General features: G+C 51.3%; 24 protein-coding genes and 1 riboswitch. Of the genes, 20 read left to right on the top strand and 4 right to left on the bottom strand.

Annotation, left to right across the window (positions count from 1 at the left end; all coding sequences use genetic code 11):
* Window positions 1-18: 18 nt before the first annotated feature.
* Window positions 19-1,404 carry a diaminobutyrate--2-oxoglutarate transaminase gene (locus B2Q93_RS16270; RefSeq protein WP_040074848.1) on the bottom strand — a complete coding sequence of 462 codons (1,386 nt, stop codon included), beginning with the start codon at window positions 1,402-1,404 and terminating at the stop codon, window positions 19-21.
* 517 nt (window positions 1,405-1,921) lie between these two features.
* Between B2Q93_RS16270 and B2Q93_RS16265 the strand changes: the two genes are divergently transcribed.
* Together B2Q93_RS16265 and B2Q93_RS16260 are read left to right on the top strand one after the other, a co-directional pair.
* Window positions 1,922-3,280: an integrase gene (locus tag B2Q93_RS16265; protein WP_286933771.1), complete on the top strand. Its 1,359-nt coding sequence runs from the start codon at window positions 1,922-1,924 to the stop codon at window positions 3,278-3,280.
* 100 nt (window positions 3,281-3,380) lie between these two features.
* Complete coding sequence (locus tag B2Q93_RS16260; RefSeq protein WP_286933770.1) at window positions 3,381-4,952, top strand: GmrSD restriction endonuclease domain-containing protein; 1,572 nt, start codon at window positions 3,381-3,383, stop codon at window positions 4,950-4,952.
* Between the two features lie 8 nt (window positions 4,953-4,960).
* Here B2Q93_RS16260 and B2Q93_RS16255 read toward each other — a convergent pair whose 3' ends face one another.
* Together B2Q93_RS16255 and B2Q93_RS16250 are read right to left on the bottom strand one after the other, a co-directional pair.
* Window positions 4,961-5,170: a hypothetical protein gene (locus B2Q93_RS16255; protein ID WP_286933769.1), complete on the bottom strand. Its 210-nt coding sequence runs from the start codon at window positions 5,168-5,170 to the stop codon at window positions 4,961-4,963.
* A gap of 213 nt (window positions 5,171-5,383) precedes the next feature.
* Window positions 5,384-5,944 (bottom strand): tyrosine-type recombinase/integrase, encoded by a 561-nt coding sequence (locus B2Q93_RS16250; RefSeq protein ID WP_286933768.1) that lies wholly within the window; start codon window positions 5,942-5,944, stop codon window positions 5,384-5,386.
* Window positions 5,945-7,701: 1,757 nt separating this feature from the next.
* Here B2Q93_RS16250 and B2Q93_RS16245 point away from each other — a divergent pair.
* The 9 genes from B2Q93_RS16245 to B2Q93_RS16205 all read left to right on the top strand — a co-directional run bounded on the left by B2Q93_RS16245 (window position 7,702) and on the right by B2Q93_RS16205 (window position 14,936).
* Window positions 7,702-8,127, top strand: a complete 426-nt coding sequence (locus B2Q93_RS16245; RefSeq protein WP_286933766.1) for a hypothetical protein — start codon at window positions 7,702-7,704, stop codon at window positions 8,125-8,127.
* Window positions 8,128-8,236: 109 nt separating this feature from the next.
* A complete protein-coding gene (locus B2Q93_RS16240; protein WP_286933765.1) occupies window positions 8,237-8,419 on the top strand; it encodes a hypothetical protein in 183 nt (60 codons plus the stop codon).
* Window positions 8,400-9,335 carry a hypothetical protein gene (locus B2Q93_RS16235; protein ID WP_286933764.1) on the top strand — a complete coding sequence of 312 codons (936 nt, stop codon included), beginning with the start codon at window positions 8,400-8,402 and terminating at the stop codon, window positions 9,333-9,335. Before B2Q93_RS16240 ends, B2Q93_RS16235 begins: the two co-directional genes overlap by 20 nt.
* 15 nt (window positions 9,336-9,350) lie before the next feature.
* Window positions 9,351-9,842, top strand: coding sequence for a hypothetical protein (locus tag B2Q93_RS16230; RefSeq protein ID WP_286933763.1), 492 nt, complete (start codon window positions 9,351-9,353; stop codon window positions 9,840-9,842).
* Between the two features lie 134 nt (window positions 9,843-9,976).
* Window positions 9,977-10,315: a hypothetical protein gene (locus tag B2Q93_RS16225; RefSeq protein WP_286933762.1), complete on the top strand. Its 339-nt coding sequence runs from the start codon at window positions 9,977-9,979 to the stop codon at window positions 10,313-10,315.
* Window positions 10,315-12,477: a chemotaxis protein gene (locus B2Q93_RS16220; RefSeq protein ID WP_286933761.1), complete on the top strand. Its 2,163-nt coding sequence runs from the start codon at window positions 10,315-10,317 to the stop codon at window positions 12,475-12,477. The genes B2Q93_RS16225 and B2Q93_RS16220 overlap by 1 nt, the downstream gene beginning before the upstream one ends.
* Before the next feature lie 798 nt (window positions 12,478-13,275).
* Window positions 13,276-13,608 (top strand): hypothetical protein, encoded by a 333-nt coding sequence (locus tag B2Q93_RS16215; RefSeq protein WP_286933760.1) that lies wholly within the window; start codon window positions 13,276-13,278, stop codon window positions 13,606-13,608.
* An 11-nt stretch (window positions 13,609-13,619) separates the two neighbouring features.
* Complete coding sequence (locus B2Q93_RS16210) at window positions 13,620-14,645, top strand: major capsid protein (RefSeq protein WP_286933759.1); 1,026 nt, start codon at window positions 13,620-13,622, stop codon at window positions 14,643-14,645.
* 75 nt (window positions 14,646-14,720) lie between these two features.
* Complete coding sequence (locus B2Q93_RS16205) at window positions 14,721-14,936, top strand: hypothetical protein (protein WP_286933758.1); 216 nt, start codon at window positions 14,721-14,723, stop codon at window positions 14,934-14,936.
* 25 nt (window positions 14,937-14,961) lie between these two features.
* Here B2Q93_RS16205 and B2Q93_RS16200 read toward each other — a convergent pair whose 3' ends face one another.
* Window positions 14,962-15,210 (bottom strand): hypothetical protein, encoded by a 249-nt coding sequence (locus B2Q93_RS16200; protein WP_286933756.1) that lies wholly within the window; start codon window positions 15,208-15,210, stop codon window positions 14,962-14,964.
* A gap of 234 nt (window positions 15,211-15,444) precedes the next feature.
* Between B2Q93_RS16200 and B2Q93_RS16195 the strand changes: the two genes are divergently transcribed.
* From B2Q93_RS16195 to B2Q93_RS16155, 9 genes are all read left to right on the top strand, one after another.
* A complete protein-coding gene (locus B2Q93_RS16195) occupies window positions 15,445-15,621 on the top strand; it encodes a DUF3606 domain-containing protein (protein WP_286933754.1) in 177 nt (58 codons plus the stop codon).
* A gap of 201 nt (window positions 15,622-15,822) precedes the next feature.
* A riboswitch (TPP riboswitch) is annotated at window positions 15,823-15,919 on the top strand.
* 36 nt (window positions 15,920-15,955) lie between these two features.
* Complete coding sequence (gene thiM, locus B2Q93_RS16190) at window positions 15,956-16,726, top strand: hydroxyethylthiazole kinase (RefSeq protein WP_286933753.1); 771 nt, start codon at window positions 15,956-15,958, stop codon at window positions 16,724-16,726.
* The gene (thiD, locus tag B2Q93_RS16185; protein ID WP_207292076.1) at window positions 16,723-17,523 is read left to right on the top strand and encodes a bifunctional hydroxymethylpyrimidine kinase/phosphomethylpyrimidine kinase; all 801 of its coding nucleotides are present in this window, start codon (window positions 16,723-16,725) and stop codon (window positions 17,521-17,523) included. The genes thiM and thiD overlap by 4 nt, the downstream gene beginning before the upstream one ends.
* Before the next feature lie 183 nt (window positions 17,524-17,706).
* Window positions 17,707-18,759, top strand: a complete 1,053-nt coding sequence (gene fbaB, locus B2Q93_RS16180) for a class I fructose-bisphosphate aldolase (protein ID WP_040074852.1) — start codon at window positions 17,707-17,709, stop codon at window positions 18,757-18,759.
* 267 nt (window positions 18,760-19,026) lie between these two features.
* The gene (locus B2Q93_RS16175) at window positions 19,027-20,181 is read left to right on the top strand and encodes a mandelate racemase family protein (RefSeq protein ID WP_040074853.1); all 1,155 of its coding nucleotides are present in this window, start codon (window positions 19,027-19,029) and stop codon (window positions 20,179-20,181) included.
* Between the two features lie 33 nt (window positions 20,182-20,214).
* Window positions 20,215-21,831, top strand: coding sequence for an ABC transporter substrate-binding protein (locus tag B2Q93_RS16170; protein ID WP_207292074.1), 1,617 nt, complete (start codon window positions 20,215-20,217; stop codon window positions 21,829-21,831).
* Window positions 21,828-22,865, top strand: a complete 1,038-nt coding sequence (locus tag B2Q93_RS16165; RefSeq protein ID WP_286933751.1) for an ABC transporter permease — start codon at window positions 21,828-21,830, stop codon at window positions 22,863-22,865. The genes B2Q93_RS16170 and B2Q93_RS16165 overlap by 4 nt, the downstream gene beginning before the upstream one ends.
* Window positions 22,862-23,767, top strand: a complete 906-nt coding sequence (locus B2Q93_RS16160) for an ABC transporter permease (RefSeq protein WP_040074856.1) — start codon at window positions 22,862-22,864, stop codon at window positions 23,765-23,767. The genes B2Q93_RS16165 and B2Q93_RS16160 overlap by 4 nt, the downstream gene beginning before the upstream one ends.
* The gene (locus tag B2Q93_RS16155) at window positions 23,739-24,602 is read left to right on the top strand and encodes an ABC transporter ATP-binding protein (protein ID WP_207292073.1); all 864 of its coding nucleotides are present in this window, start codon (window positions 23,739-23,741) and stop codon (window positions 24,600-24,602) included. The genes B2Q93_RS16160 and B2Q93_RS16155 overlap by 29 nt, the downstream gene beginning before the upstream one ends.
* Window positions 24,603-24,610 lie beyond the last annotated feature (8 nt).

Raw genomic sequence — 24,610 nt, 5'->3', positions numbered from 1 at the left:
CTTATCTCTCGTCTTCGGTTAAGCCGGGCGAACGCCCGCAGCAAGCAGCGCCTGCTCAAATTTATCCAGGAATACGTTCAGCTCTTGATCGCTGATCAGCAGAGAAGGCAGCAGACGCACAACGTTACCGTTACGGCCACCGCGCTCCAGAATCAGACCCGCTTCGAAGCACTTCTTCTGAATCAGGGCAGAGAGCTCGCCATCGCCCGGGAAGCAACCCAGCTGGTCGGCGGCTTCATTTGGCTTAACGATCTCAATACCGATCATCATGCCCAGGCCGCGAACGTGGCCGATAACCGGATAACGTTTCTGCAGCTCAACCAGCTTCGCTTTCAGCCATTCACCCTGTGCAGCGACTTTGTCAGCGATGTTTTGCTCTTTCAGGATCTTAAGGGTGGTGAGGCCGGTTGCCATCGCCAGCTGGTTACCGCGGAAGGTACCGGTATGGTGACCCGGAGCCCAGGCATCGAACTGCTTTTTGATACCCAGCACGGCCAGCGGCAGACCGCCGCCCACTGCTTTTGACATCACAACGATGTCTGGCTCAATACCCGCGTGTTCAAAGGCGAAGAATTTACCAGTACGGGCAAAGCCTGCCTGCACTTCGTCGAGGATCAGCAGGATACCGTGTTCCTGAGTCACTTTACGGATGCGTTGCAGCCACTCGGCCGGCGCCGGGTTCACGCCACCTTCGCCCTGAACGGCTTCCAGGATCACGGCAGCAGGTTTACGCACGCCGCTCTCAACGTCGTTGATCAGGTTTTCGAAGTAGTAGGTCAGTGCTTTCACGCCAGCTTCACCGCCAATACCCAGCGGGCAGCGGTACTCATGCGGGTAAGGCATGAACTGAACTTCAGGCATCATGCCGTCAACCGCCTCTTTCGGAGAGAGGTTGCCGGTCACGGACAGTGCACCGTGAGTCATGCCGTGATAGCCGCCCGAGAAGCTAATGATGCCGCTACGACCGGTGACTTTTTTCGCCAGCTTCAGCGCTGCCTCAACGGCATCGGCACCGGATGGGCCAGTAAATTGCAGGCAGTACTCTTTGCCTTCGCCCGGCAGCAGGGAGAGCAGGTATTCAGAGAACGCGTCTTTCAACGGCGTTGTCAGATCCAGGGTATGTAACGGCAAGCCGCTGGTAATAACACTTTGGATGCTTTTCAGTACGTCAGGATGGTTGTGACCCAGCGCCAGGGTACCGGCGCCTGCCAGACAATCAAGATACTCTTTATTATCCGCATCCGTTACCCATACGCCGTCCGCCTTTGTGATCGCTAAAGGCAGTTTACGCGGATAACTTCTGACATTGGATTCCATTTCGGCCTGACGGGCCAGGTAGGTCTCGTTGGATTTATTGAAAGTAGAGGCATTCAAAGTATCAATACGGACTTTATCCGTCATCATATCACTCCTACAACCGCGGCACGTCAGGCGGCCCCGATTGAATCATTAGTTAAGAAAAATGAGAAACGTGGCAAAAATCGCGGCCAATATAGAGCCTTTTTTCGTGGGGCTCAATGGTTAATTGTTTAACGTTTTATTACTGGATACATAAATAGAAGAAAGGTACGCGAAACCCGCATGGTACCTGGGGTTGTCGCGTGGTCTGATGAGGTGCAAATTGACGGTTTTACCGAACCTTTACAAAATCAGTTAAGCGCAACGGAAATAGGCGAAAACGTTAAATCAGTAGATTTCAGCGCCGCAGAGGCAGTATTCTGAATAGCGATTTACGCACAGTAATTGCAACGTAATGATTTAAATGACTCGGGGTGCCCTTCTTTGTGAAGGCTGAGAAATACCCGTACCACCTGATCTGGATAATGCCAGCGTAGTCTGGCTGTTATCCGTTGAAAATCAAAAGAAATATCTAGCTTTAACGTCCTGTTTTGATAGTTCATTACTCAATGAGGCTTTCAGAATGGGCCACAGAACAATACGTCACACCATCACACGCAACGGGATTTATTACATTCGTTTCCGCCTGCCCGGTAATAAGTATTTTCGCAAGTCGTTAGAGACTGACAGCCACACCCAGGCGCAGTTGCTCATGTCTTTTGCTTCTCCTGTGATTCCTCTGGTTCAACGTGGCACCATCCAACCGGAGCACTTCGGTAAGCGTCTTTCTGAGTATAGCAATAGCCTGAAGCAGCAGAATGAACAATGGTTGGCGCAACAATTTCTTAGTGATGAACGGCGCAATCTTCAGCCGATAGTTTTTCAGGAATACCACGAGGTTGTTGCGCCTTCAGAAGATGAGGAAGAACAAACAGAAGCACAGTCAAAGGATGTGTTAACACTGGCTGGCGCTTGGAATATGTACAAAAAGGAAAAAGCCCAAAACTGGACGAAGGCAATTTCACAGGCCAATGAGCGCTTTATGGAAGTCATGTTCATTGTCCTTGGTGCATCAACAGATGTAATGACGATCACCAAGCAGGACATCAAGCAGGTGATGGAAGTTGTTGAAAACTTGCCTAAGCGTGTAGTGCAGCCTTATCGGTCAATGACGGTTCAGCAATTGATTGAGTGTGATGATGTGCCGCCTGAAGATTTGGTTGGCGCTGAGTCTATCCACAAGCATTTGAAGATTTACAAATCGTTGTTCAAAACCTTCCTGACTGACAATAAAGATATTCTGGAGAAGTCTCCGACTGATGGAGTAGTCGCCGCACCGTCGAAAGCAAGGTTTGGTGCATATAGCGCAGCAGAAATGAGAAAGTTTGTGGGGTGGGCACTCAAGCAGCCTGATGGATGGCAGAAGTGGATTACCTTGTTGTTGGCGTATACGGGAGCCAGAAGAGGGGAGATCGCCAAGTTGGAAAAATCACAGATCAAATTTGATGAAGATAGCCAGCGGCACTATCTCCTGATCTCGGAAGGAGGGCAGGGTAAAACTGAGAACGCTACAAGGCAGGTAGCGATCCATCCCAAACTGATCGAGTGGGGGTTCCTCGATTTTGTAAATCGTCAATGGAACGAGAAAATCTTCTCGCCTGTGTCGGGTAAGAACATGCCGAAGATCGGCAAAGTTTTAGCCGACGTCCGCGATCAGCTTGGTATTCCGTACCTTGATGATTATGGGCAGCGGCGGCTAGTTCACAGTTTCCGGCACACCATGATTTCAACCTGTTTAGCTGGCTGGGTGGGTAACTTGGCACATCTGCAACAGGTGGTCGGTCATGAGAAGAGCGGGTCAGGGATCACCAGGCGGTATCTTCACACTTTCCCATTATCAACAGTCTGTTATGTGATTGACGGGTTGGATTGGAAGAACTGAGATGATTCTTGCGAGGTAGGTCAATAAGATCGAGAAAATCATGTTGTTACTCATATACTGAAGATATAATGAGCATAATTTAATCTTGAGGAACATAGACATGGTTGCTCGCTCTAATCTTGTGAATTTAGATGCGCTGATTAAGCGTGCTGATTTAGCTCTAAAGATCCAAGATCATTCATCATATGAAACGCTGAATAGTATCCCTGCAAGAGAGTTGAAATCAGGAAGCGGAATCGCAGCACTCCTTAGGAAGCCTGATTTCCAACGAGAAACTAATCATTGGGGGCCAGAGCAAGTTGTATCGTTACTCGAATGCTACATCAATGGTGATTTAATACCTTCTGTCATCTTATGGCGGTCTTCTACAAATCTATTCGTGATTGATGGAGGGCATCGACTGAGTGCCTTGCGCGCGTGGGTCGAGGATGATTATGGAGATGGCCATGTTTCGCACCAGCTATTTGGACATGATATCCCACGTGAGCAGCGGCGGGCAGCAGAGAGAACTAGAAAACTTGTAAAGGATCGGGTCGGTAGTTGGGATTATTATCAGAAACTACTCGCGGATGATGCTTCCTTGACTGAAGAGCAGCAGAGAAGAATTAGTGTGTTAACTTCTCGCGGAATTTCTGTGCAGTGGGTCGTCGGGGATGTTGATAAGGCAGAAACATCGTTTTTCAATATCAATATGAAGGGGACCCCACTTGATGCTATTGAGGAAATGCTCCTCAAAAATCGCAAGAAAAGCATCCCCATAGCAACACGAGCAATAATTCGTGCAGGTCGAGGTCATCGCTACTGGTCGGAGTTTGATCAAAGTATTGCAGAGCAGCTTGAAGAAAAATCTGCAAAGTTACATCGAATGCTCTTCGAGCCTGAGGTTGATCGCCCGATCAAAACACTTGATCTTCCATTGGGGGGATCAAGGGGAGTTAGGACAGCAATACAGGTATTGAAAGATTTCTTGCTGATTACTGATTGCAGCCAGAATGGAGTGCTGAAAAGGATTGAGGAATACCCTGATGATGCGGCAGGTGCAGATACATTGAGAATTATTTCTAAAGCTACAACGCTGAGTAACAGAATTACTGGTAACGGCGATGGTAGCTTGGGGCTTCATCCTGCGATTTATTTTTATGGTCCAACGGGAATCCACACAACCCCGATGTTTTTGGGCACGGTGTTACTTGTCGCAAAGCAGCTTTCGAACAACAATAACCAATTCTTCAAAGATTTTATATCCATCAGATCTAAGCTTGAAAGAATAATGATTGAATTCAAGGATTTGATAGCGATGATTGTGCAAAAGCCTGGCAGCAATGTAAGAGTAGCTCGCTACTGCGATTTTTTGAACTCAGTAATTAAATCACTGAAGATTGGGGATAACATTGATGAGAATAAGCTCATTGAACTTGCTGAATTGGAGGGCAGGATCATCTCTGGTGATTTTAAGAGAACATCTGCGAAGATAAGCGATGAACACAAAAGTAAGGTTTTTATAGAGGTGGCGCTACGTAATGCTTTGAAGTGTCCGATTTGTCAGGGATATTTAGATACTGAGAAATCAGTGTCTTACGATCATATCGTAAGAGTTCGTGAAGGTGGGGATGGACACTCTGATAATGTTCAGTTGACTCACCCTTATTGTAACCAGTCGGTGAAGTGTTAAACCAAGCTTCATTTTTCATTTTCCGACGTGTCGAACGTTTTCGAGTATGGGCAGGATTGCGAGCGAGTCACCAGCGTGAACAGATAAATGCTGTTTTCGTAAGTGCAAAGACGCTTCCCGCCCTGTAACTCCTGTTCGTCGGGGTTGCTCATCGTAATTTTGCCAGCATGAGCCGCCAGGGGCAGCAGTGCCAGCACACAAAGTAAGATTCTCTTCATTTCCCCGCATCTTCTCTGTATCTTTTCCACATCATTACTAATGTAATTGGGACCAAGATAGGCCATAAAACAATAATCAAGACACTTTCAAGGAATAAACTATCACGGCACATGCCATAACCCCTGAAGCGTTTTCCTTCACTCAATTGTGCCCATATATTCAGTAAAGCCAAAGCCAACCCTATGATCGCAATGATCCTCATCGCTTTATCCTCAATAGTCGATTGTCTGGAATACGTCTTCAATATCCTTTTCCATAATCCCACAATATGCCAGCGTGACCGCCTGCGATGAATGCCCATACAGCTTAGTAAGCGTCGGCAGGCTAACACCACGTTTCAAAGCATGATAGCCAAGGTTCTTGCGTGGGCTGTGTGCTGCAATGTGAAGATTCAGCATATCTCCGGCTTCTTTGAATTTGGCTGAGACCGTCACCCGGCTGATCGGTTTTCCTTTAGCCCGGTTGCTGTCCACTTCAAATAGATATTCATGATCGGGATTATCAGCACGACGTTGTGCTACCAGTTCAAGCGCTTTGGAAGTCAGCATGATTGAGCGTGTCTTCCCTGTCTTCTGTTCCTTCAGGTTCAACACGTTCCCTTCGATGCGATTAAAGTCGGCATAACGCAACCTGAGAGCGTCACCAACTCGCGCTGCCGTCTGGTTCAGGAACACCCACAAGTCGCCATAGATAGAGCTGCTGTTATGCTGGCGCAGTAATTTTTCAACCTCTGCAATTTTCTCTTTGTCTTTGACTGGCTCTACTCTCTTCATTGCGCCCCTCTTCAAAGCTTAATATGTAAGTTAGGGTGTAAATATTGACCATAACATGATCATTGTAAAGGGTTTTTTATATGTTGTTGACACCACTCCATCCCGTGGTGAAACAAAAATTGGGGTTACTCTTCAGGTTCCAGAGTCGGAAAATATCCCTGCGCATGGGCTGATTTGCTGGACCGTCTCTCCAGTGGTTCAATAAAAATGAAACATTTTTTTGAAATATCTAAGGGTCGTCCATTGCACACCACTCATGCTGGCTCTGCCAGTGAATAATCCTTGCCTGATTCTGCATAAATTCTGCATAAGACAACCCCTTAGGTGTTCATCCACAACACAATTCATAAGAATCAATAGCTTGCTAAATTACACATGTTCATTGTGTAAGTTAGAAGTGAGTTCTTATACCTGCCAGCAGGCCACTACGTCAGCCACCAACGGGTGTTATTCACCGAGCTAGGCCGCCACTGTTTCGTGCCATTTCCCACAACAGTGTAAACAGCCAACCCAATAGCCCCGTATGCTCACCCAGAAGCGCTACAACATGTCATCTTCTCCACAATTGTAAACTGACAGACCGATAGCACAGCGCCCCGCTGAGAGGCTCTTACAGGCCCAGAAATGGAGGGTTTTTCGTTGTTTTTGCTGAGAAAATTTAATTTTTCGGTATTGAAGGGCGGATCACGTTCGTTGCTTGATCCACACCATGACTGACAAATTTAACGCATCCAGCACTTGCGCGGCTTCGTTGTGTAGATCACGACATAACGATTACTATATCCCACAGGTGAGACAGTGATATCACGATGCCTTTACTGCGAAATACCAGCGATTAAAGTTGAATTTTCCGGCATTTATTTTCATACGATGACCAGGGAGACTACGCACTAAACCACTGAAGAGAAGTAAGTGGTGTTGTGGGCTTGGCTCGATGTTCCATATTGCGTACCACTGAAGAAAGGTGAGTGGTAATCCACTGAAGAAAGGTAAGTGGTGTATTGGGTTTTACCACTGAAGAAAGTTCAGCTTACTAACACATGTGTTAACTCCGTTAACTCTTTTACTAACACATCTTTTTGACTAAATCATTAAAACCAAGGTCAACACTTAAGGTCAAAGACTTGTTGAACATGCGTTCAATTATTGGTGTTAAGGAGTGATGTCTTATCGCTCCGCTCTGAATGGCTATGCCACTTCAGATATGTGTGGAAGACAAGCGCAAGCGCGTCAGTCTAATGTGAACGACTGCGATGCAGTCAGGAGCTTTAAACGCGACGTAACTCCCCCCTTGGAGGGGCGGCGCCCCCCCCTCAGACTCACAAGCCGCTATGCGGTGAATCCCCGATTCATCTTGATTGTTGTGACCGATGATTGACAACGGACAATCAAGACTAGATAACAGGCGGTACAGGAGACTCATAGAGCGCATCAGACACGCTACACGGCATTTAAACGGTAGAAATAACCCATAGGTACTGCCTACGGCTTGGAATCGCGTAGAACGCGTCATAGGTGATTTGTGCAACCTTTAATTATTTTCCACCAAAAATAAGAATGCAATACACATAATTAAATTGAGCACGAATTGCTAATGACATTGTATGTTGCTATATGAAATTATGCGGCCCAACCCAAAATGTTGCTAGCACATTTTTATCTATGATGCAACTAAAAACTTGACAAAAAGTGTGATTTATGACATAATATATTCATACCTTGAGAAAAGGAAACATTAAAACAACATAGGAGATTAGATGACAAAACCAGTCCTGTTCGACTTTTCGAACGCTACCGCCTCAGAGATTGTTTCTGCAATCGACAACAAAATCACTTCTTTAGTAAATCTTCGCAGTTTCAGAACCCGCGTTGGCGGCTCCAAGAAAGCAGACAAACTATACCCGGCAACTCGTGAAGCCATGAATATAATCAAAGGTCTGCGTCAGCAGGCTAAGAATGCAAAAATCATCCGGGATATCCTGAAGCCTTACAGCCATGAGTTGGCAAAAGGCCGTGATGTTATGGAAATCATTGAACATGTGCTTTCTGCCTGGCGTGTCTATTACGCCTCTCATGGCATCGGTCTGATGAATGAGCAGATCCTTCTGCTTAAGATGATTGAGTCTGGCGGTGAACTCGAAGGCATTACCGGAAAACCCATTCCAGACTTAACCACTCCGTAACTGAAGTACCACAACCAAACGAAATCGCCGCAAACACGGCCTTTACCCCTGGTCAAATCCATGATCGCAGGGGCGCCCCCGCATATCTAACGCACAGGAGAGATGATGTATGAAACTTTCACTTGATGATGAAACATACGCAATTTTACGTGAAGAATCGGATCGGCTGGGGATTCGCGTTCCACAACTGATCCGCAATATGTGCCAGAACCTGGCAAAACATGTTCAACAGCGCAACGAACAACAACCGCACCCAACAGGGAGAAACAACGATGGGCAACAAAAAAACTGACACTTACGATGTCATTTACTCCAGTATTCGCCGGATTACTAAACTACGCACAAAGGAAGGTGAAATCCGATTCACTGCTACGATGAAGCTGATTTATGCGTACATCTGGACATTTCAGGAGAATAAGAAGCGCGGAAATGATGAGCCGATTCATACCAACACTAACGTTCTCGCCTGGGAAATGGGTGTATCAGAAAAGGCTATGATCGACGCTCTTAAGGCTCTTGATGCTGCACGGGTGGTTATAAAACGCACTGTAAAAGTGCGTGGTAACGTTAATTCAAGTAACTACGTTGCGATCCCACCTGCGTCTGTTGTCTCGCTCGGCATTACTCCACCACATCCAAACGAATCAAAATCCAAGGCCAAAAAGACGAAGAAAGCAGCACAGCCAAAAATTGAGGAGAGCGAAAATGGCGTACAGCAGGATGACGAACAACAACCCTCTGGTGTGGCTTCTGAATCTGCCCCGAATGATTATGAACAACGATCTGGCATTTCAGAGTCTGCTGGTGATAGCTGCGATGATGTTTCCGCTAATGATGCGGTGAATCAGGATGAGATCGCGATCTTCGATGAAAATAATGTTGTGACTGAGGCGTTTATCAACAGTCTTACTGGTGACGCTGCCCCTAATCGTAATGCTGACGGTTCGTTGCAGAGTATCAAGTACGTTTATTGGGTTGCTCGATATTCACAAGATGAACGTGACGGCATACCTGTACGGACACGCGAGGAATATATGGCAGAAGCCAAACCAGAATACTTCCCTTTTCACTTACTGCTTGATGATGTACCCGCGCCTATAACAGAACCAGCGCCAGCAATGCAGCAGGTTAATGGGCCTGATGTGGACCACATCAACTGTGAAGATAGTGAAGAAACACAGGAAGAAGTGTTTGAACCCCCATTTTAACAATCGGAGGACTGCTTGTGTGAGAACGTAACTGGTAACAGCCAGAAAGCCAACAGCCTGAAGGCCGAACAAGAAGCACTTCCCGACTTAACTCGACTTTTCAAAAAGAATCGTCGTGATGAATCAGTCCTTAAAACCGCAAAAACTCTTCTGGTCCGCGGCATGCCCCACGGCAAAGTTGCCTTGCTATTAAGGCTCGATCCTGAGTTTGTAGCTGAACTAGCTAAGACCTGGAATCCTCGATTCCGTAGGGTGGCGTACACCTCGCAATGGACGACGAAACTCACTGTTAGAGAATATTTCGACAGTGGCGCGATGCTTGAAAAAATCTGTGTTGACCTGCATCTTCCGCTGTTTTCTGTTGTGCAATTCCTTAAACAGGACGGAATAACACCGCAGCAGATGCAAGCCCGTTGGCCTGAGCACGATAATCAGTTGGTGATTGAATTCCGCAAAACTGTACAGCGCCACGCACAACGCAAACAGAAACCGCCGCGCCTGCATTAGGCCGCTAGATCCATTGAATCACTGACCCCAGCCGGGGACTATGACCTTACTTGGATATTTATCTTACCTGCCGATCTGCGTAGCCGTTTTCCTATGGCTCCGTGACGGCCTGGAACTCTACAGGAAACATAAAAATGAAAAACGTTAACGACATCCGCGCCGATATTCTCGCCGCGATGCACGGCATGACATCCGCAGAATACGCCTTGGAAAAGGCCTGCGATAACCTGACAAGCGTCACCTCTGAATACCTGGATCGACACCCTGAACTGCTTAAGACGAAAACGACAACAACCCCAGCGACAGTGAGCAAATCGACCAACGTTTACAAAATGCTTGGTGCTGATACTGGCAAGTTCCAACCTCACGACATTGATCTGGATGCGCTGGAAAGAGCTAAGGCCGTTTGTCGGAAACTGGTTGCTGATAATCCTGATCGTTACGGCAATATCATCAAGCAGCAGGGGGTGTAATGGCTAATGGCAATATCATAGTAACTAAGGTCGTAAACGAGGTCACATGGGGCGTGGACAGAACAAGCTACGGTCGCGCCCTGAAAGCTGTTAAATCCATCAAGGCAGTTCACGAGAAGCCTGCTAAAGCGCTTGAGAAGGCCCAGAAGAAAGTTCAAGCCTCAGAAGGCAAAGCAGCCCTTGCAGCGGCTAAGACTCAAACACAGCGCCTTAAAATGGCTCAAAAGCTCTCGCTGGAGCAACAACGCCAAGCTCAAACCCAGGCAAAGATCGCCAAACAGGAAGAAGCTCACGCCCGGAAAATGCAGGCTCTTAACGCCAGAGGGCAGGCTCAACAATTGGCAGATAGTGAACAGACCCGGAGACAAAACGCCCGTTTAGCCAATATATCCGCAAAAGTGCAGGCCGCAGCTAGATCACGAGCGATGACGTACAACCCAGATATGGGTGGTCGTTTCAATGACCCCGTTTTGGTTGCCAGCCAGAATGCAGCGATGCAGCGCGGTCACGGCGCTGTTGCTGCCGACATTGCAGCCACTAAAAAAGCTATAGCCTTGGAAGAGAAGCGACAGCGTGAGAAAGAAGCCAGTCTGAAACGCCAGAGCACTGCATACGATACTTTACGCCGTGCCAGTTTAACCATCAGTCATATCGAAGGCGCTAGCCTGGCTGACAAGATGAAAGCTGTGCAGGCCATTAAAGAGGCCACCAAGGGATACTCCGAGCAGCGTTACACCATTGCAGAAATGCGCCATGAACTTGCTAAAGCCACTCTCGAAACCAGACGGCAGGCACGTATTAACCGCCAGATGGTTAAAGACAAAGCAAAAGCCGAGCGAGCAGGGCGTATCAATGCTCAACGTCTGACCCGTGAACGTAGCGAACGTGGTTATGGTGGCCTTGCAGCCGCTGGTGTAATTGCAGGTGGTTCCCTGATTGGCTCAATGGGTGTGGCTCGTGTTGGTCAGACCCTTCAGAACAGTGTTGAACGCAACCAACAGATGAAGACACTTCAGACTCAAGGCATCTCACGTCTTGAATATGAAGCCGTGCGTGATGTTGTTGCAAATAAAACCGGCTTTAATATTTCCCCAGATAAGGCGATTGAATTTCAGGCCGATTATCGGGACAAGGTGGGCCAGTTGACGGCTAACGGAACATGGAAGACCAACAAAAACGGTCAATCAACATTGTCCGGTGGCGGTGAATTGGGTGACCTTATCGGGGCAATCGCTAGCAAATCCAACGTTGCCACGGCAAAGCGTGTTGTTAAGGAATTAGACCGCCTCGATTTTAATACTTTTTCAACATATCTGCTTCAACTGCAAAAGAAGTTTCATTTCACGGATAAAGAAACAGCCGCTTTTGCAGAAGCGATCAACGATGCAAGCAAGATTTTACCCGCCTTTGCTGATGGTGGTGATGCTGTTCAGAAGCGTATGAACGATTTAGCCCGTAATGGCTACGCCTTATCTGATGCACAGCAGGAACAGTTAAACCGCCTTGGGGCGCTTTCAACCGAATATTCAAGGATTAGCACATCGCTTGGAGATACGTTTAGCTCAGGTTTTGCGGATGGGTTGGGAGAGGTTGGCAAGAACACTTCCAGCTTTAGCAAAGGTATGGCTGGCCTTGTTCCTATTATGGCAAATTTGGGAGAGGCTGTAGGCCAGGCGACTGCTGATATGTTGTTATTCGCCGGACGAGTAGGCCAACGCGTTAACGATGGGCAGACCATTCCTGATGCAGTCTACAACACCGTTGTGGATGACTCAGCAAACAGCACAGCCGAGTGGATTAAGGAAAAGACAGGATTTGATCCACGAGCCCTGGGTCAGACTCTGAAACAGATTTACCCTTGGTTGGATAGTTCCGCTTCGAGCAATATCGGCTCAGGCACGGCTTATGACAATCCAGCGCTAACGTTGAATATTCCTGGCCTGAACAATCAAACACCACAACGGCCAACATTCACTGTTCCAACAATCGATAGCATGACACACCGCCAACCGCTTCCGGTTGCGGTCACTGGACAGGCAGAGATAAAGCTCTCAGCACTTGATGTTAACGTTAATGATGGCGCTATTAACGGCCTGATTGATGTGAAAATTCAAGAGAATGACTTACGCAACACCAATATGTTGTTAGGCAGTCTTATGTGATCGATACAAGGAAGAAAGGGCTGGCAGGGTACATCAACGTTGATCGCGACGCACCAAGCGACTGGTAATAGTAGTCAATGACAAATCTGCCGCCTAAATATCAAATTTGCCGATAAGTCAAGGAATTACCGTGAAATATGTTGTAATTGATATAATCACATGATAAAATAATAAACATAGGCTGATAATTTAAATTGTATGTGCGTACAACAGCCAATTTGTATTCATTCCTTTCTCCTTACGAAGTATAAAGTGCCTGTGTGAACACCGTGCGGGCCTTTTCTTCTGCAGTTTCAGTTTCTTCCTGGTCTTTCCCTCTCAAGAGGATCGGGGCGGCTTGAGGCTTGATACAGCAGAAGAAAAGATAAAGAATTCGCTCTAGGGCGCGTACTACTCCGGATAACTCTGGATTAGGCCATTAACCCCGGCTCTCCTCCGGGCCATCTGCCACGATGAAAACTGGCATTGAGTACGGCAGCGAAGATATGAGGTCTCCCGCTGCTGTACTCCCTCATTCCTGCCCGCAATTAGCGGGTGAGCCCGAGGCTCATTGCTTCAGGCAACATTCCTACTGTCAGAAATCAATAACATCACGAAATGATTAGCCGTCAGGCTAACTCGTGAAACGAGTGCATAACATCATCGTTATTTCTCCTACCTCCGGGCGAGTCATTCTCGCCCAGGATTTTTTCTGACAAATAACAAAGCATAAGTTTAAGCGCCTTAACTGGCGTTTTTCTTGCCTGCCGCCTGACGAATATGTCGGATGTACAAATAATATAAAAATTTATGGAGTTAATGATGATTGTATCTTCTGAAGAACGTTCATTCCGGGATGTCGTAATTTACCGTGATGATCCCGTCTTTTCACACAAGACCAAAACCTTTGCCACACTAGCGGTGGATGCGGTTCCTGGAACATTGCTCACCTCCACAGGTGAGGCATACGCCAGCGGTAGCGATCTGCTAATCGCTCTTGATAGCCACAAGGCAGGCTCTAATGTCCCTGTGATTGTGGTTGACCGTGGTTGTGTACTGAACCGCGCCGGATTAATTGGCACCGATGCAACCGCACTTGCGAATGCTATTGCCCAAATTGAGGCCAGCGGCCTGAATCGTGTTTCTGAATAAGGAAAATAAAAATGGATTTTAAATATAATGATTTTACTGGTGTCTTCACTAAGCCATTCGGGAATAACTTCCTGATTCAGGAATTAGGCATCTTCCAAGAAAAGCACAGCGATACACCAAAAATTGAAACAGATGACCTACGGGCTGGCAAAATCTGCGTGGCAGAGTCTGTGAACCGATATGGGACGGAACTGATTGGCACAGAGCGGGATCTGAGTCTGAACCGCCTCTTGGAAATTCCACATTGGGTGCTGTCTGGTGAAGTTGACGCAAGCATGTTCCAAGGTATTCGTCGTCCCGGTACGCAGCGCCAGCAGAATATGGACGAGCTGGTTAGTGATGAATCAATCCGCCAGTATATGAAGTTCCGCACTACAAAAGAGGATGTACTCGCCCGTGCTTTGTTTACTGGTGTCGTTAACGCACCATACACGCAACAGCAGGTTGTCGATTTCTCTGAGGAGTTCGGCGAAGATTATTCCAGTGCTGTGATCGATGTTGGTTCAACTGGTCCGCTGGAGTCGCTAGACACCGCCGCAACTGCACTACGTGTCAACCTAGGCGGCTGGGTTAAGGCTCTTAAAGGTATCGTGGTTCTGTGTGACCCGACCTTCTATAAGTCAGTGAAATACCACGCAGAAATCCGCACTTTAGTAGCCCACGGCGTTCTGCCTCAGTCCACCCTGTTTAATAGTGCTGTACGGGCAAACCTTCCGGCCTTTAGCGCTTTTGAACTGGATGGTCTCGTGTTTGTGAATGTCATCGGTTATGAGCAATATCTTTCTGCTGGTAGTGCTGTAATGGTTCCTGTGTTTGCAGACAACATTATTCCGTCAGACCATACCCCACTGGAAGTTGTCTCCGGTCCTGCCTCACGTAATGCGAAGATTGCCGCTGCGGGTACACGCGCTGAGTTCTTCCAGTACAGCTTTGATGATCGACTTGGCAATAAAACTGTTATGTCTGAGTTTGGCGTTCTGCCGCTCATCTATGACCTGTCGATGATTACCAAGCTAACCACCTCCACGGGTGAGTAAGTAGCGATCAACAACGGATTTCGGGGAGCGATTTGCTCCCCGCCGCATTTATAGATGAAGAGGAGATAAACAAGAATGAGAATCACAATTTCAGGTGTTGGGGGGCTGCCTTTGGTTGTCTCACACGTCAAGACACTGGAGGATAACAACCTGATCAATATCAGTGGACTGTGCAGGGCGCTGGGAGATATTCCGCGCTCTTCATTTCTCGATAAGATCGGGCGGTTGGGCTTGGAAGGGGCTATCACGTACTACCTCAACGAACAGCGACAACGAAAACTGAAAACATAAGAGCCGGGTTAATCCCGGCTTTTTTTTAGCGTTTTTTATTCGATTGGGAAACAACCGAACCCGCTAAGGTTTTAGTAACCTCGCTTGAACGTGGGTTTTTCAAAGCTGCTGATGCTTTGGCCTCCATGTTCGCGCCAGTCTGATTTTTTGTTCCTGCTTGTGATAGCACCGAACCCGCTAAACTTTTCTGAATCGTAGAGGCGTTTGGGTTGTTTAGAGTCTCTGCTGCCAGGTGAGCTACATCTTTCGAGGATTGCTTATCATTGTTCGCCATTTCAACACCTATTCACGGGATGGGTTTTTGGATATATTGTATTTCTTATATTAATAAACACAATATGTAGTAATTATGATAGAAGCGAAGCGGCAAAATTAGCAAGCTCGGGAAAAAGTTTTTACTGGTTTTATGACCAGTGTCAATTGTTTGATAAATGACCGTTTACGAAGCGGCAGAGGAGTCATATAAGTAGTGTGCAGGCATAAGCTTGTAATACTCAGGACAAACCAAATGGCAGATAACTTACAGCGTCGCCAGCCAGAAGATAAACGTTTCATCAGCTTGAGTGAATCTTGGGAAGTGGCATATTGGACCCAAGCGTTAGGTGTTACTGAATCTCAGCTCAGGGCTGCTGTTAGAGCTGTTGGTAATAGCACCGCTAAGGTAAGAGCACATCTAGGTAAATAGGTTTGTGAAGGCACCTTCAATTGTGCTGTTGAGGCTGGGGAAACCCGGCCTTTTTTGTGCCTGTCGTTTGCTATTGGGTCACTTCTTGGGATGCGATGCGGTGCACTTGCCATTTAAGATGGGGTTGTGTCTTTGACTTCCTACTGGCATGATCCTGATCAGGGATTAACGGGACGTTAATCGCAAGGTTTTGATTTTGATTTAAATGACTCGGGGTGCCCTTCTTTGTGAAGGCTGAGAAATACCCGTACCACCTGATCTGGATAATGCCAGCGTAGGGAAGTCAGATGCCCTTCACGGCTATCGCTTCTTCACGCAAGGCAGGAGCGATAACATGCAGCCTGACCTGCCCGAACACCTTCTTATTAACCACTTCCGCGCCCGCGCACCGCTGACCCATTGTATGACGAACGATGTGGTGCAAACCTTCACTGCCAACGTACTGCTCGCGTTTGGCGCTTCGCCCGCGATGGTGATTGAGGCCGAAGAAGCCCAGCAGTTCGCTGCGATTGCCGATGCGCTGCTGATCAATGTCGGCACCCTGACGGTGCCGCGTGCTCAGGCGATGCGTTTGGCCGTCGAGAGCGCGCGGGCAGCGGGTAAGCCCTGGACCTTAGATCCCGTAGCCGTAGGCGCACTGGCGTTTCGCACGCAATTTTGCCAGCAACTGCTGGCGCTCAAACCCGCCGCCATTCGCGGCAATGCCTCTGAGATTATGGCCCTCGCTGGCATAAGCGCCGGTGGACGCGGGGTCGATACCACCGATACCGCCAGCAGCGCGCTGCCTGCGGCGCAGGCGCTGGCGCGGCAGACGCACGCCATCGTGGCCGTGACCGGAGAGGTGGATTACATCACCGATGGCCAACGCACGAAGGAGGTCACCGGCGGCGATCCGTTAATGACCCGCGTAGTGGGGACAGGTTGCGCGCTCTCTGCGGTGGTGGCGGCCAGCTGTGCCCTGCCTGGCGATCGGCTTGATAACGTTGCCGCGGCCTGCGGCCTGATGAAACGTGCCGGAAGCGAAGCCGCTCAGGCAAGCCAGGGACCTGGCAGCTTCGCCACCGCGTTCCTTGATGCCATCTGGAACCTGGAGGGGGCGGCATGAAACGGATTAATGCACTGACTATCGCCGGCACCGATCCCAGCGGTGGGGCGGGTATCCAGGCCGATCTGAAAACCTTTTCGGCGCTGGGAGCTTACGGCTGCTCGGTCATTACCGCGCTGGTGGCGCAAAACACCCGTGGGGTGCAGTCGGTCTACCGCATCGAACCCGATTTTGTGGCGGCGCAGCTGGAGTCGGTCTTCAGTGATGTTCGCATCGACACCACCAAAATCGGCATGCTGGCAGAGACGGATATTGTGGAAGCGGTGGCGGAACAACTCCGGCGTCATCAGGTCAAGAGCGTGGTGCTGGATACGGTAATGCTGGCGAAAAGCGGCGATCCGCTGCTCTCTCCCTCGGCGGTTGCGACCCTGCGTAACAAATTGTTGCCGCAGGTCGCGCTTATTACGCCGAACCTGCCGGAGGCTGCGGCGTTGCTCGATGCTCCCCATGCGCGCAGCGAGCAAGAGATGAAAGAGCAGGGCAGAGCGCTACGGGCGTTGGGCTGCGAGGCCGTGTTAATGAAGGGCGGTCATCTGGATGATGCAGAAAGTCCCGACTGGTTATTCACGCGCGACGGCGAACTGCGCTTCACCGCCCCACGGGTACACACCAAAAACACGCACGGGACCGGCTGTACTCTTTCGGCTGCGCTGGCGGCCTTGCGGCCCCGCCATGAGAACTGGGCCAGCACTGTACAGGAGGCTAAGCACTGGCTCTCCCGCGCCCTGGCCCAGGCAGATACCCTGGAAGTCGGGCAAGGCATCGGCCCGGTCCACCATTTCCACGCCTGGTGGTAGGGCGAGAGTGCATAACGGCGGCGTGTCACGCTGCCGTACCCGAATCGTGCCAGCAGATTGTCCTGAAAATCGGTCTTAAAAGTGGCAAAGATGTTCAGTCGGGACCAGGCTTACCCTGCCCATAAAAACATGGGTCCGGATGACACGCGCCGACATGACGTCGGCACATAGGGGAGCAAAGTTATGACTGATATTACGCAGCTGCTTGGCAAAGATGCCGATAGCCTGTTACAGCATCGTTGTATGACCATTCCAGCCGACAACCTCTACCTGCCTGGCCACGATTACGTCGATCGTGTGATGATCGATAACAACCGCCCGCCTGCGGTGTTGCGCAATATGCAGACGCTGTATAACACCGGGCGTCTTGGCGGCACCGGGTATCTCTCTATCCTGCCGGTAGACCAGGGGGTGGAACACTCTGCCGGGGCGTCGTTTGCCGCTAATCCACTCTATTTCGATCCGAAGAATATTGTGGAACTGGCCATCGAAGCGGGCTGTAACTGCGTGGCCTCCACCTATGGCGTGCTGGCCTCCGTCTCGCGCCGCTATGCGCACCGCATTCCTTTCCTTGTGAAACTCAACCACAACGAAACCCTGAGCTATCCTACGGAATATGACCAGACGTTGTATGCCAGCGTGGAGCAAGCCTTCAATATGGGGGCCGTGGCGGTAGGGGCGACCATTTACTTTGGCTCTGAACAGTCGCGTCGCCAGATCGAAGAGATCTCAAGCGCCTTTGAACGTGCGCACGAGCTGGGGATGGTCACCGTCCTGTGGGCCTATCTGCGTAACAATGCGTTCAAAAAAGAGGGCACCGACTATCACGTATCTGCCGACCTTACCGGGCAGGCCAACCACCTGGCGGCCACCATTGGTGCGGATATCGTGAAGCAGAAAATGGCCGAAAATAACGGTGGCTATACGGCGGTGAATTACGGGTATACCGACGAACGGGTCTACAGCAAGCTGACCAGCGATAACCCGATTGACCTGGTCCGTTACCAGCTGGCGAACTGCTACATGGGCCGTGCAGGCTTGATCAACTCCGGTGGTGCCGCAGGCGGCGAGACCGACCTGGCCGACGCGGTACGTACGGCGGTTATCAACAAGCGTGCGGGCGGCATGGGGCTGATTCTGGGCCGCAAAGCCTTTAAGAAATCGATGGCCGACGGCGTGAAGCTGATCAATGCCGTGCAGGATGTCTACCTGGACAGCAAGGTCACCATCGCCTGATACCCCTCTCCAGACCCTCTTCCCGACGGGAAGAGGGTTGCTCGAAACTGCTTTTCATTTCATTCAAACATCCTTCCCGATCGACTTCACAGTTCACCTTTCTTTTGTGAAAACTGTCACTCGTTGCCGTGCATATGCCCAAAAAATGGCCGATGCTTAGCGGAATTTGTCTAAGGCAGCGGACGAATTTTGCGCTTAAAGTTACTTTCGAAACAGCTTTTCAAAATACAAAGTCGCTCTGAACCTCTGTAGTTTTAAGGACTGAAAATGAAAATCGAATCTGTCAATGTCACCGTCTTCCAGTATCCCACGCGCCGCGTCTCTGACACCGCCGGGCATTCGCACCCGGGGCCAGAGAGCCTGGCAAAAATGGCGATGCTGACGATTACCGCAGACGATGGCACCCAAGGGTACGCGTTTGCACCGCCGGAAGTGGTGCGCCCTTTTGTGGTCAACACCTTCTTTCGCAAGGTGATGATCGGCCAGGATGCGTTTAATCGCGAGCGCATCTGGCAGGACCTGGCGCACTGGCAGCGCGGCAGCGCCCATCAGCTTAGCGAGCGTGCGCTGGGCTTCGTTGAACAGGCGCTGTGGGATCTGATTGGACGCAAACTGAATATGCCGGTGTGGAAACTGCTGGGCGGTTATCGCGATAAAGTGCCGGCCTACGGCAGCACCATGTGCGGTGATGACCTGCCGGGTGGCCTCTCCACCCCGGAGGAGTACGCCAGCTTTGCCGAGAAACTGGTGGCGCGCGGTTACAAAGCGATCAAGCTACACACCTGGATGCCGCCGGTCTCCTTCGCCCCGAACCCCAAAATGGATGTTAAAGCCTGCGCCGCCGTGCGTGAGGCGGTGGGGCCGGATATCGATCTGATGATCGACGGCTACCACTGGTATAGCCGGACCGAAGCGCTGTACATCGGTAAAGAGCTGGAAAAGCTTAATTTCGCCTGGTTTGAGGAGCCGATGGAAGAGGAGAGCATGTCCTCCTACGTCTGGCTGGCAGAGAATCTCTCTATCCCCATCATCGGGCCGGAGAGCCTGGGCGGTAAACATCACAGCCGTGCCGACTGGGTGAAGGCAGGGGCGTGCGACATTCTGCGCGCCGGGTCAAATGGCGTGGGCGGTATTACGCCAACCCTGAAGGTGGCCCACCTGGCCGAGTCGTTTGGTATGGATTGCGAAGTCCATGGCAACGGGGCGGCAAGCCTGGCGGTGATTGGAGCAATCAAAAACTGCCGCTGGTATGAGCGCGGTTTATTACACCCCTTCCTCGACTATGAGGAGCCCGCAGCGTACCTCAACAGCCTGGTCGACCCGATGGACGACGACGGCATGGTCAGCCTGCCAAACCGTCCGGGACTGGGCGAAGACATTAATTTTGCATATATCGAAGCCAATACCGTCAGCCACGACTGACAAATAAAAACGTACCCTACAGGCGATATATACATGAAACGATCTCCCTTAGCTGGCGCGTGCTTGCTCGCGCTCTCGCTGATGATGGGGAGCGGGGCGGCGTACGCAAAAACGCCGCCCGATCAGCTCATCATCGGCATGAATATGAATAACCTGCTGACGCTCGATCCGGCGGCAATGACCGGAAACGAAGTGGTGGGTATTGTGGTCAATCTCTATGATTCGCTGGTGGAGCTGGATCCGAATCAACTCACCAACGTGAAACCGGCCCTGGCGAAATCCTGGGATATTGCCCCGGACGGCAAAACCCTGACCTTCCATTTGCGCGATAACGTCACCTTTCATTCCGGAAACCCACTTACCGCCGAGGATGTCGTCTGGTCGATGCGTCGCCTGCTGCACCTGAATCTGGCCCAGGCCTCGGTGTGGAAATCCTACGGCTTTAGCAAGAAAAACATTGATCAGCAGGTGAGTGCGCCAGATGCCTACACCGTGCAAATCGTCCTGCCGAAAGCCAATGACCCGCAGCTGGTGATTTACTCTCTCGGGGCGCTAGGCAACCTCGGCGTGCTCGACAGCAAAACCGTGCAACAGCATGAAGTGAATAACGACTGGGGCAACCGCTGGCTCACCACGAACGAAGCGGGTTCCGGCCCCTTTATGCTGGAGACCTGGCAGGCAAAAGATGTGCTGCGTATGCAGCGCAATCCGCACTACTGGCGAGACGCGCCTAAAATGAATCGCATTGTGTTGCGCCATTTCCAGGAGTCGCAAACCCTGCGTCTGATGATTGAAAAGGGCGACCTCGACATTGCCAACAATATGGCGGTGGCCGATATCAATGCCTTACGTAAGGATCCGCAGCTGACGGTAGAGGCCGTGCAGAAAGGGACGGTTTACTACGTAGCGATGAGCATGAAAGAGGCCCATTTCGCCAATCCGAAAGTGCGCGAGGCGGTGCGCTACCTCATTGATTATCAGGGCATCAACAAAGCGCTGATGCCGGGCTACGGCGTGCTGCATCAGCGGCCCATCAAGGCGGGGATGCCCTCCACGCTGCCGGATCCCGGCTATAAGCTGGATATCCCGCGCGCTAAAAAACTGCTGGCAGAGGCAGGGTATCCGGAAGGATTCGACACCACCCTGCGCGTACTGGCGGATCAGCCCTTCCTGAATATTGCCATCGCCGTGCAGTCCACCCTGATGCAGGCGGGGATCAACGCCAAAATCGTTACCGGTACCGGGAACCAGATTTATGGTGCCATGCGCGAGCGCAAATTCGACATGCTGGTCGGGCGTGGGGGGAGCGGCGTAGAGCCTCATCCACACTCCAGCCTGCGCGCGCTGGTCTATAACCCCGACAACAGCGACGAAGCGCGGCTGACCAACTTCCAGGGCTGGCGCACCAGCTTCTACGATAAGCCGCTCAACGCGATGATCGACAAGGCGCTGCTGGAGCGCGATCCGCAAAAACAGATTGCCGACTATCAGCAGATCCAGGTGCGCTATGACCAACTGATACCGGCGCTGATCCCGCTGTCACAGATGGTGGATTCGGTAGTGGTGCGTAACGAAGTGAAAAACTTCCAGTCGCATCCGTCGGCCACCACCTTCCTGCGTGAAGTCTATAAAACCGGAGGTGAACAATGAGTGTGGCGATCCTCGCGTCGGGCTCCCGTACCCGGCGCTTCTCAAAGCGGGTGACTCAGGTGCTGATCACGCTGTTTGGCCTGCTGGTGCTCACCTTCTTTATTGGTCGGGTAATGCCGGTGGACCCGGTACTGGCGATTGTGGGCCCGGATGCCGACCACAGCACCTATCAGCAGGTTTATCAGCAGCTAGGTTTTGATCAATCTCTGCTGACGCAGTTTGTTATCTACCTGAACAACTTGCTGCACGGCAATCTGGGGAATGCGCTGCTGACCGGTAAGCCGGTGCTGGACGATATTTTACGCGTCTTCCCGGCCACGCTGGAGCTGGCGACGATGGCGATCATTGTCGGCGCAGGGCTGGGTATTCCGCTGGGCGTTCTGGCCGCCGCGCGGCGCAACAGCGTTTCCGATTACGTGGTGCGCATTATCAGCCTGGCGGGTTACTCCACACCCATCTTCTGGGTCGGAATGATGGGGCTGCTGCTGTTTTACGCCTGGCTTGGCTGGGTGGGGGGCGCCGGACGTCTGGATCTGGGGCTGGACGGTTTAGTCCCGCGCCGTACCGGACTCATGACCGTCGATGCCCTGCTGGCGGGTAACAGCGCCGTATTCTGGAATGCCATTAACCACTTGGTGCTACCTGCCTCACTGCTGGGTTTTCATTCGCTGGCCTACATCAGCCGTATGACCCGTAGCTTTATGCTGGCGCAGTTGTCGCAGGAGTTCATTATCACCGCCCGCGTAAAAGGGTTAACCGAGCGGCAGGTTATCTGGAACCACGCGTTTCGTAATATCCTGGTGCAGTTGTTAACCGTGGTCGCGCTGGCCTACGGTTCGCTGCTGGAAGGGGCCGTCCTGATTGAGACCGTCTTCTCCTGGCCTGGCTTTGGCTCCTATCTTACCGGCAGTCTGCTGCTGGGCGATATGAATGCGGTAATGGGCTGCGTGCTGCTGGTAGGGATAATCTTTGTGATGCTCAACCTGCTCTCCGACATGCTGTATCAACTCTTTGACCCGAGGACGAAATCATGACCGTTTCTCTGGATACGCCGCTGGGGGCGGGGCAATCTGAAAGCCGCCAGCGTATCAAACGTTCACTTTCACGCATGGTGGGCTTTCTTGGCCAGATGGCGCGCAACCCTCTTACTGCGATTGGCGGCGGGATTATCTTGCTGCTGCTGATTGTGGCGATATTTGCCCCCTGGATCGCCCCGTATAACCCGCTGGTGCAGGATCTCAATAACGCCCTGGTGGCCCCTAATGGCCAGCACTGGTTCGGTACCGATGAATTTGGCCGGGATATCTTTAGCCGTCTGGTGTATGGCGCGCGAATCACGCTTTATATCGTGTTGCTGGTGTCGGTCACGGTCGGCCCGCTGGGGCTACTGCTGGGCGTGACCGCCGGCTATTTTGGCGGCAAGGTGGATGCGGTACTGATGCGGGTGACTGACATCTTTATCTCCTTCCCGAGCCTGGTTCTGGCGCTGGCGTTTGTTGCCGCGCTGGGGCCTGGGCTGGAGCACGTGGTCATTGCGATTACGATCACCGCCTGGCCGCCGATTGCCCGCCTCGCCAGGGCTGAAACGCTCTCTTTACGGCAGGCCGATTTCATCTCCGCCGTCCGTTTACAGGGCGCTTCCCCGGTGCGTGTCCTCTGGCGTCACATTGTGCCGCTGTGCCTGCCGTCGGTGATTATCCGTATCACCATGAACATGGCCGGCATCATTCTGACCGCCGCCGGGCTCGGTTTCCTTGGCCTGGGGGCACAGCCGCCAGAGCCGGAGTGGGGGGCGATGATCTCCAGCGGCCGGACCTACATGATGGAGTGCTGGTGGGTAGTAACGATCCCGGGGCTGGCGATTTTAATCAACAGTCTGGCGTTCAACTTCTTAGGAGATGGCTTACGTGACATCCTCGATCCTCGCAGCGCCTGATGCGCCGCTGTTAGATGTGCGCGATCTGCACGTCGATTTTATCAACGGACGTGCGGTCACCAACGCGGTGCGCGGCGTCTCCTTCCAGTTGGGGCGCGAGAAGCTGGCGATTGTCGGCGAATCCGGCTCCGGAAAATCCACCGTTGGGCGCGCGCTGATGCGTCTGCACCCGGCAAAGGCGCGGATTAGCGCGACAAAAATGCAGTTTGGCGATGTGGATTTACGCACTGTCAGCGAGGCGAAAATGCGTGCGATCCGCGGCAAACGCATCTCAATGATCATGCAGGACCCAAAGTATTCGCTCAATCCGGTGGTCTGCGTGGGGGATCAAATCGCTGAGGCATGGCTTACCCACCACCCCGGCCGCAAGGCGGAGGCCAAAACCAAAGTGCTGGAGATGCTCGACGTCGTGCGTATTCGCCAGCCGGAGCGGGTCTATCACCTTTACCCGCACGAGATCTCCGGCGGGCAGGGGCAGCGCATCATGATTGCCATGATGTTAATCACCGACCCCGAACTGGTGATTGCCGATGAACCGACCTCGGCGCTGGACGTCTCGGTGCGCTTACAGGTGCTGGGGTTGCTGGATGATTTGGTGCAGTCGCGTGGGCTGGGGCTGATATTTATCAGCCACGACATTAACCTGGTCCGTAGCTTCTGCGATCGGGTGCTGGTGATGTATGCCGGGCGCGTGGTGGAGTCGATCGCCGCCAGCGAGCTGCACAATGCACAGCATCCTTATACCCAGGGGCTGATCGATGCCCTGCCGGAAATTAACCATCGCCGTCCGGTGTTGCCGGTGCTGCAACGTCAGGCCAGCTGGCTCAGCGAATAGGGAGGGGC

This window comes from Leclercia sp. UBA5958, from assembly GCF_002430365.1.
GTDB lineage: Bacteria > Pseudomonadota > Gammaproteobacteria > Enterobacterales > Enterobacteriaceae > Enterobacter > Enterobacter pneumoniae.
Note: the sequence above shows the minus strand (reverse complement) of the source record. Positions and strands in the feature narration are given on the sequence as shown.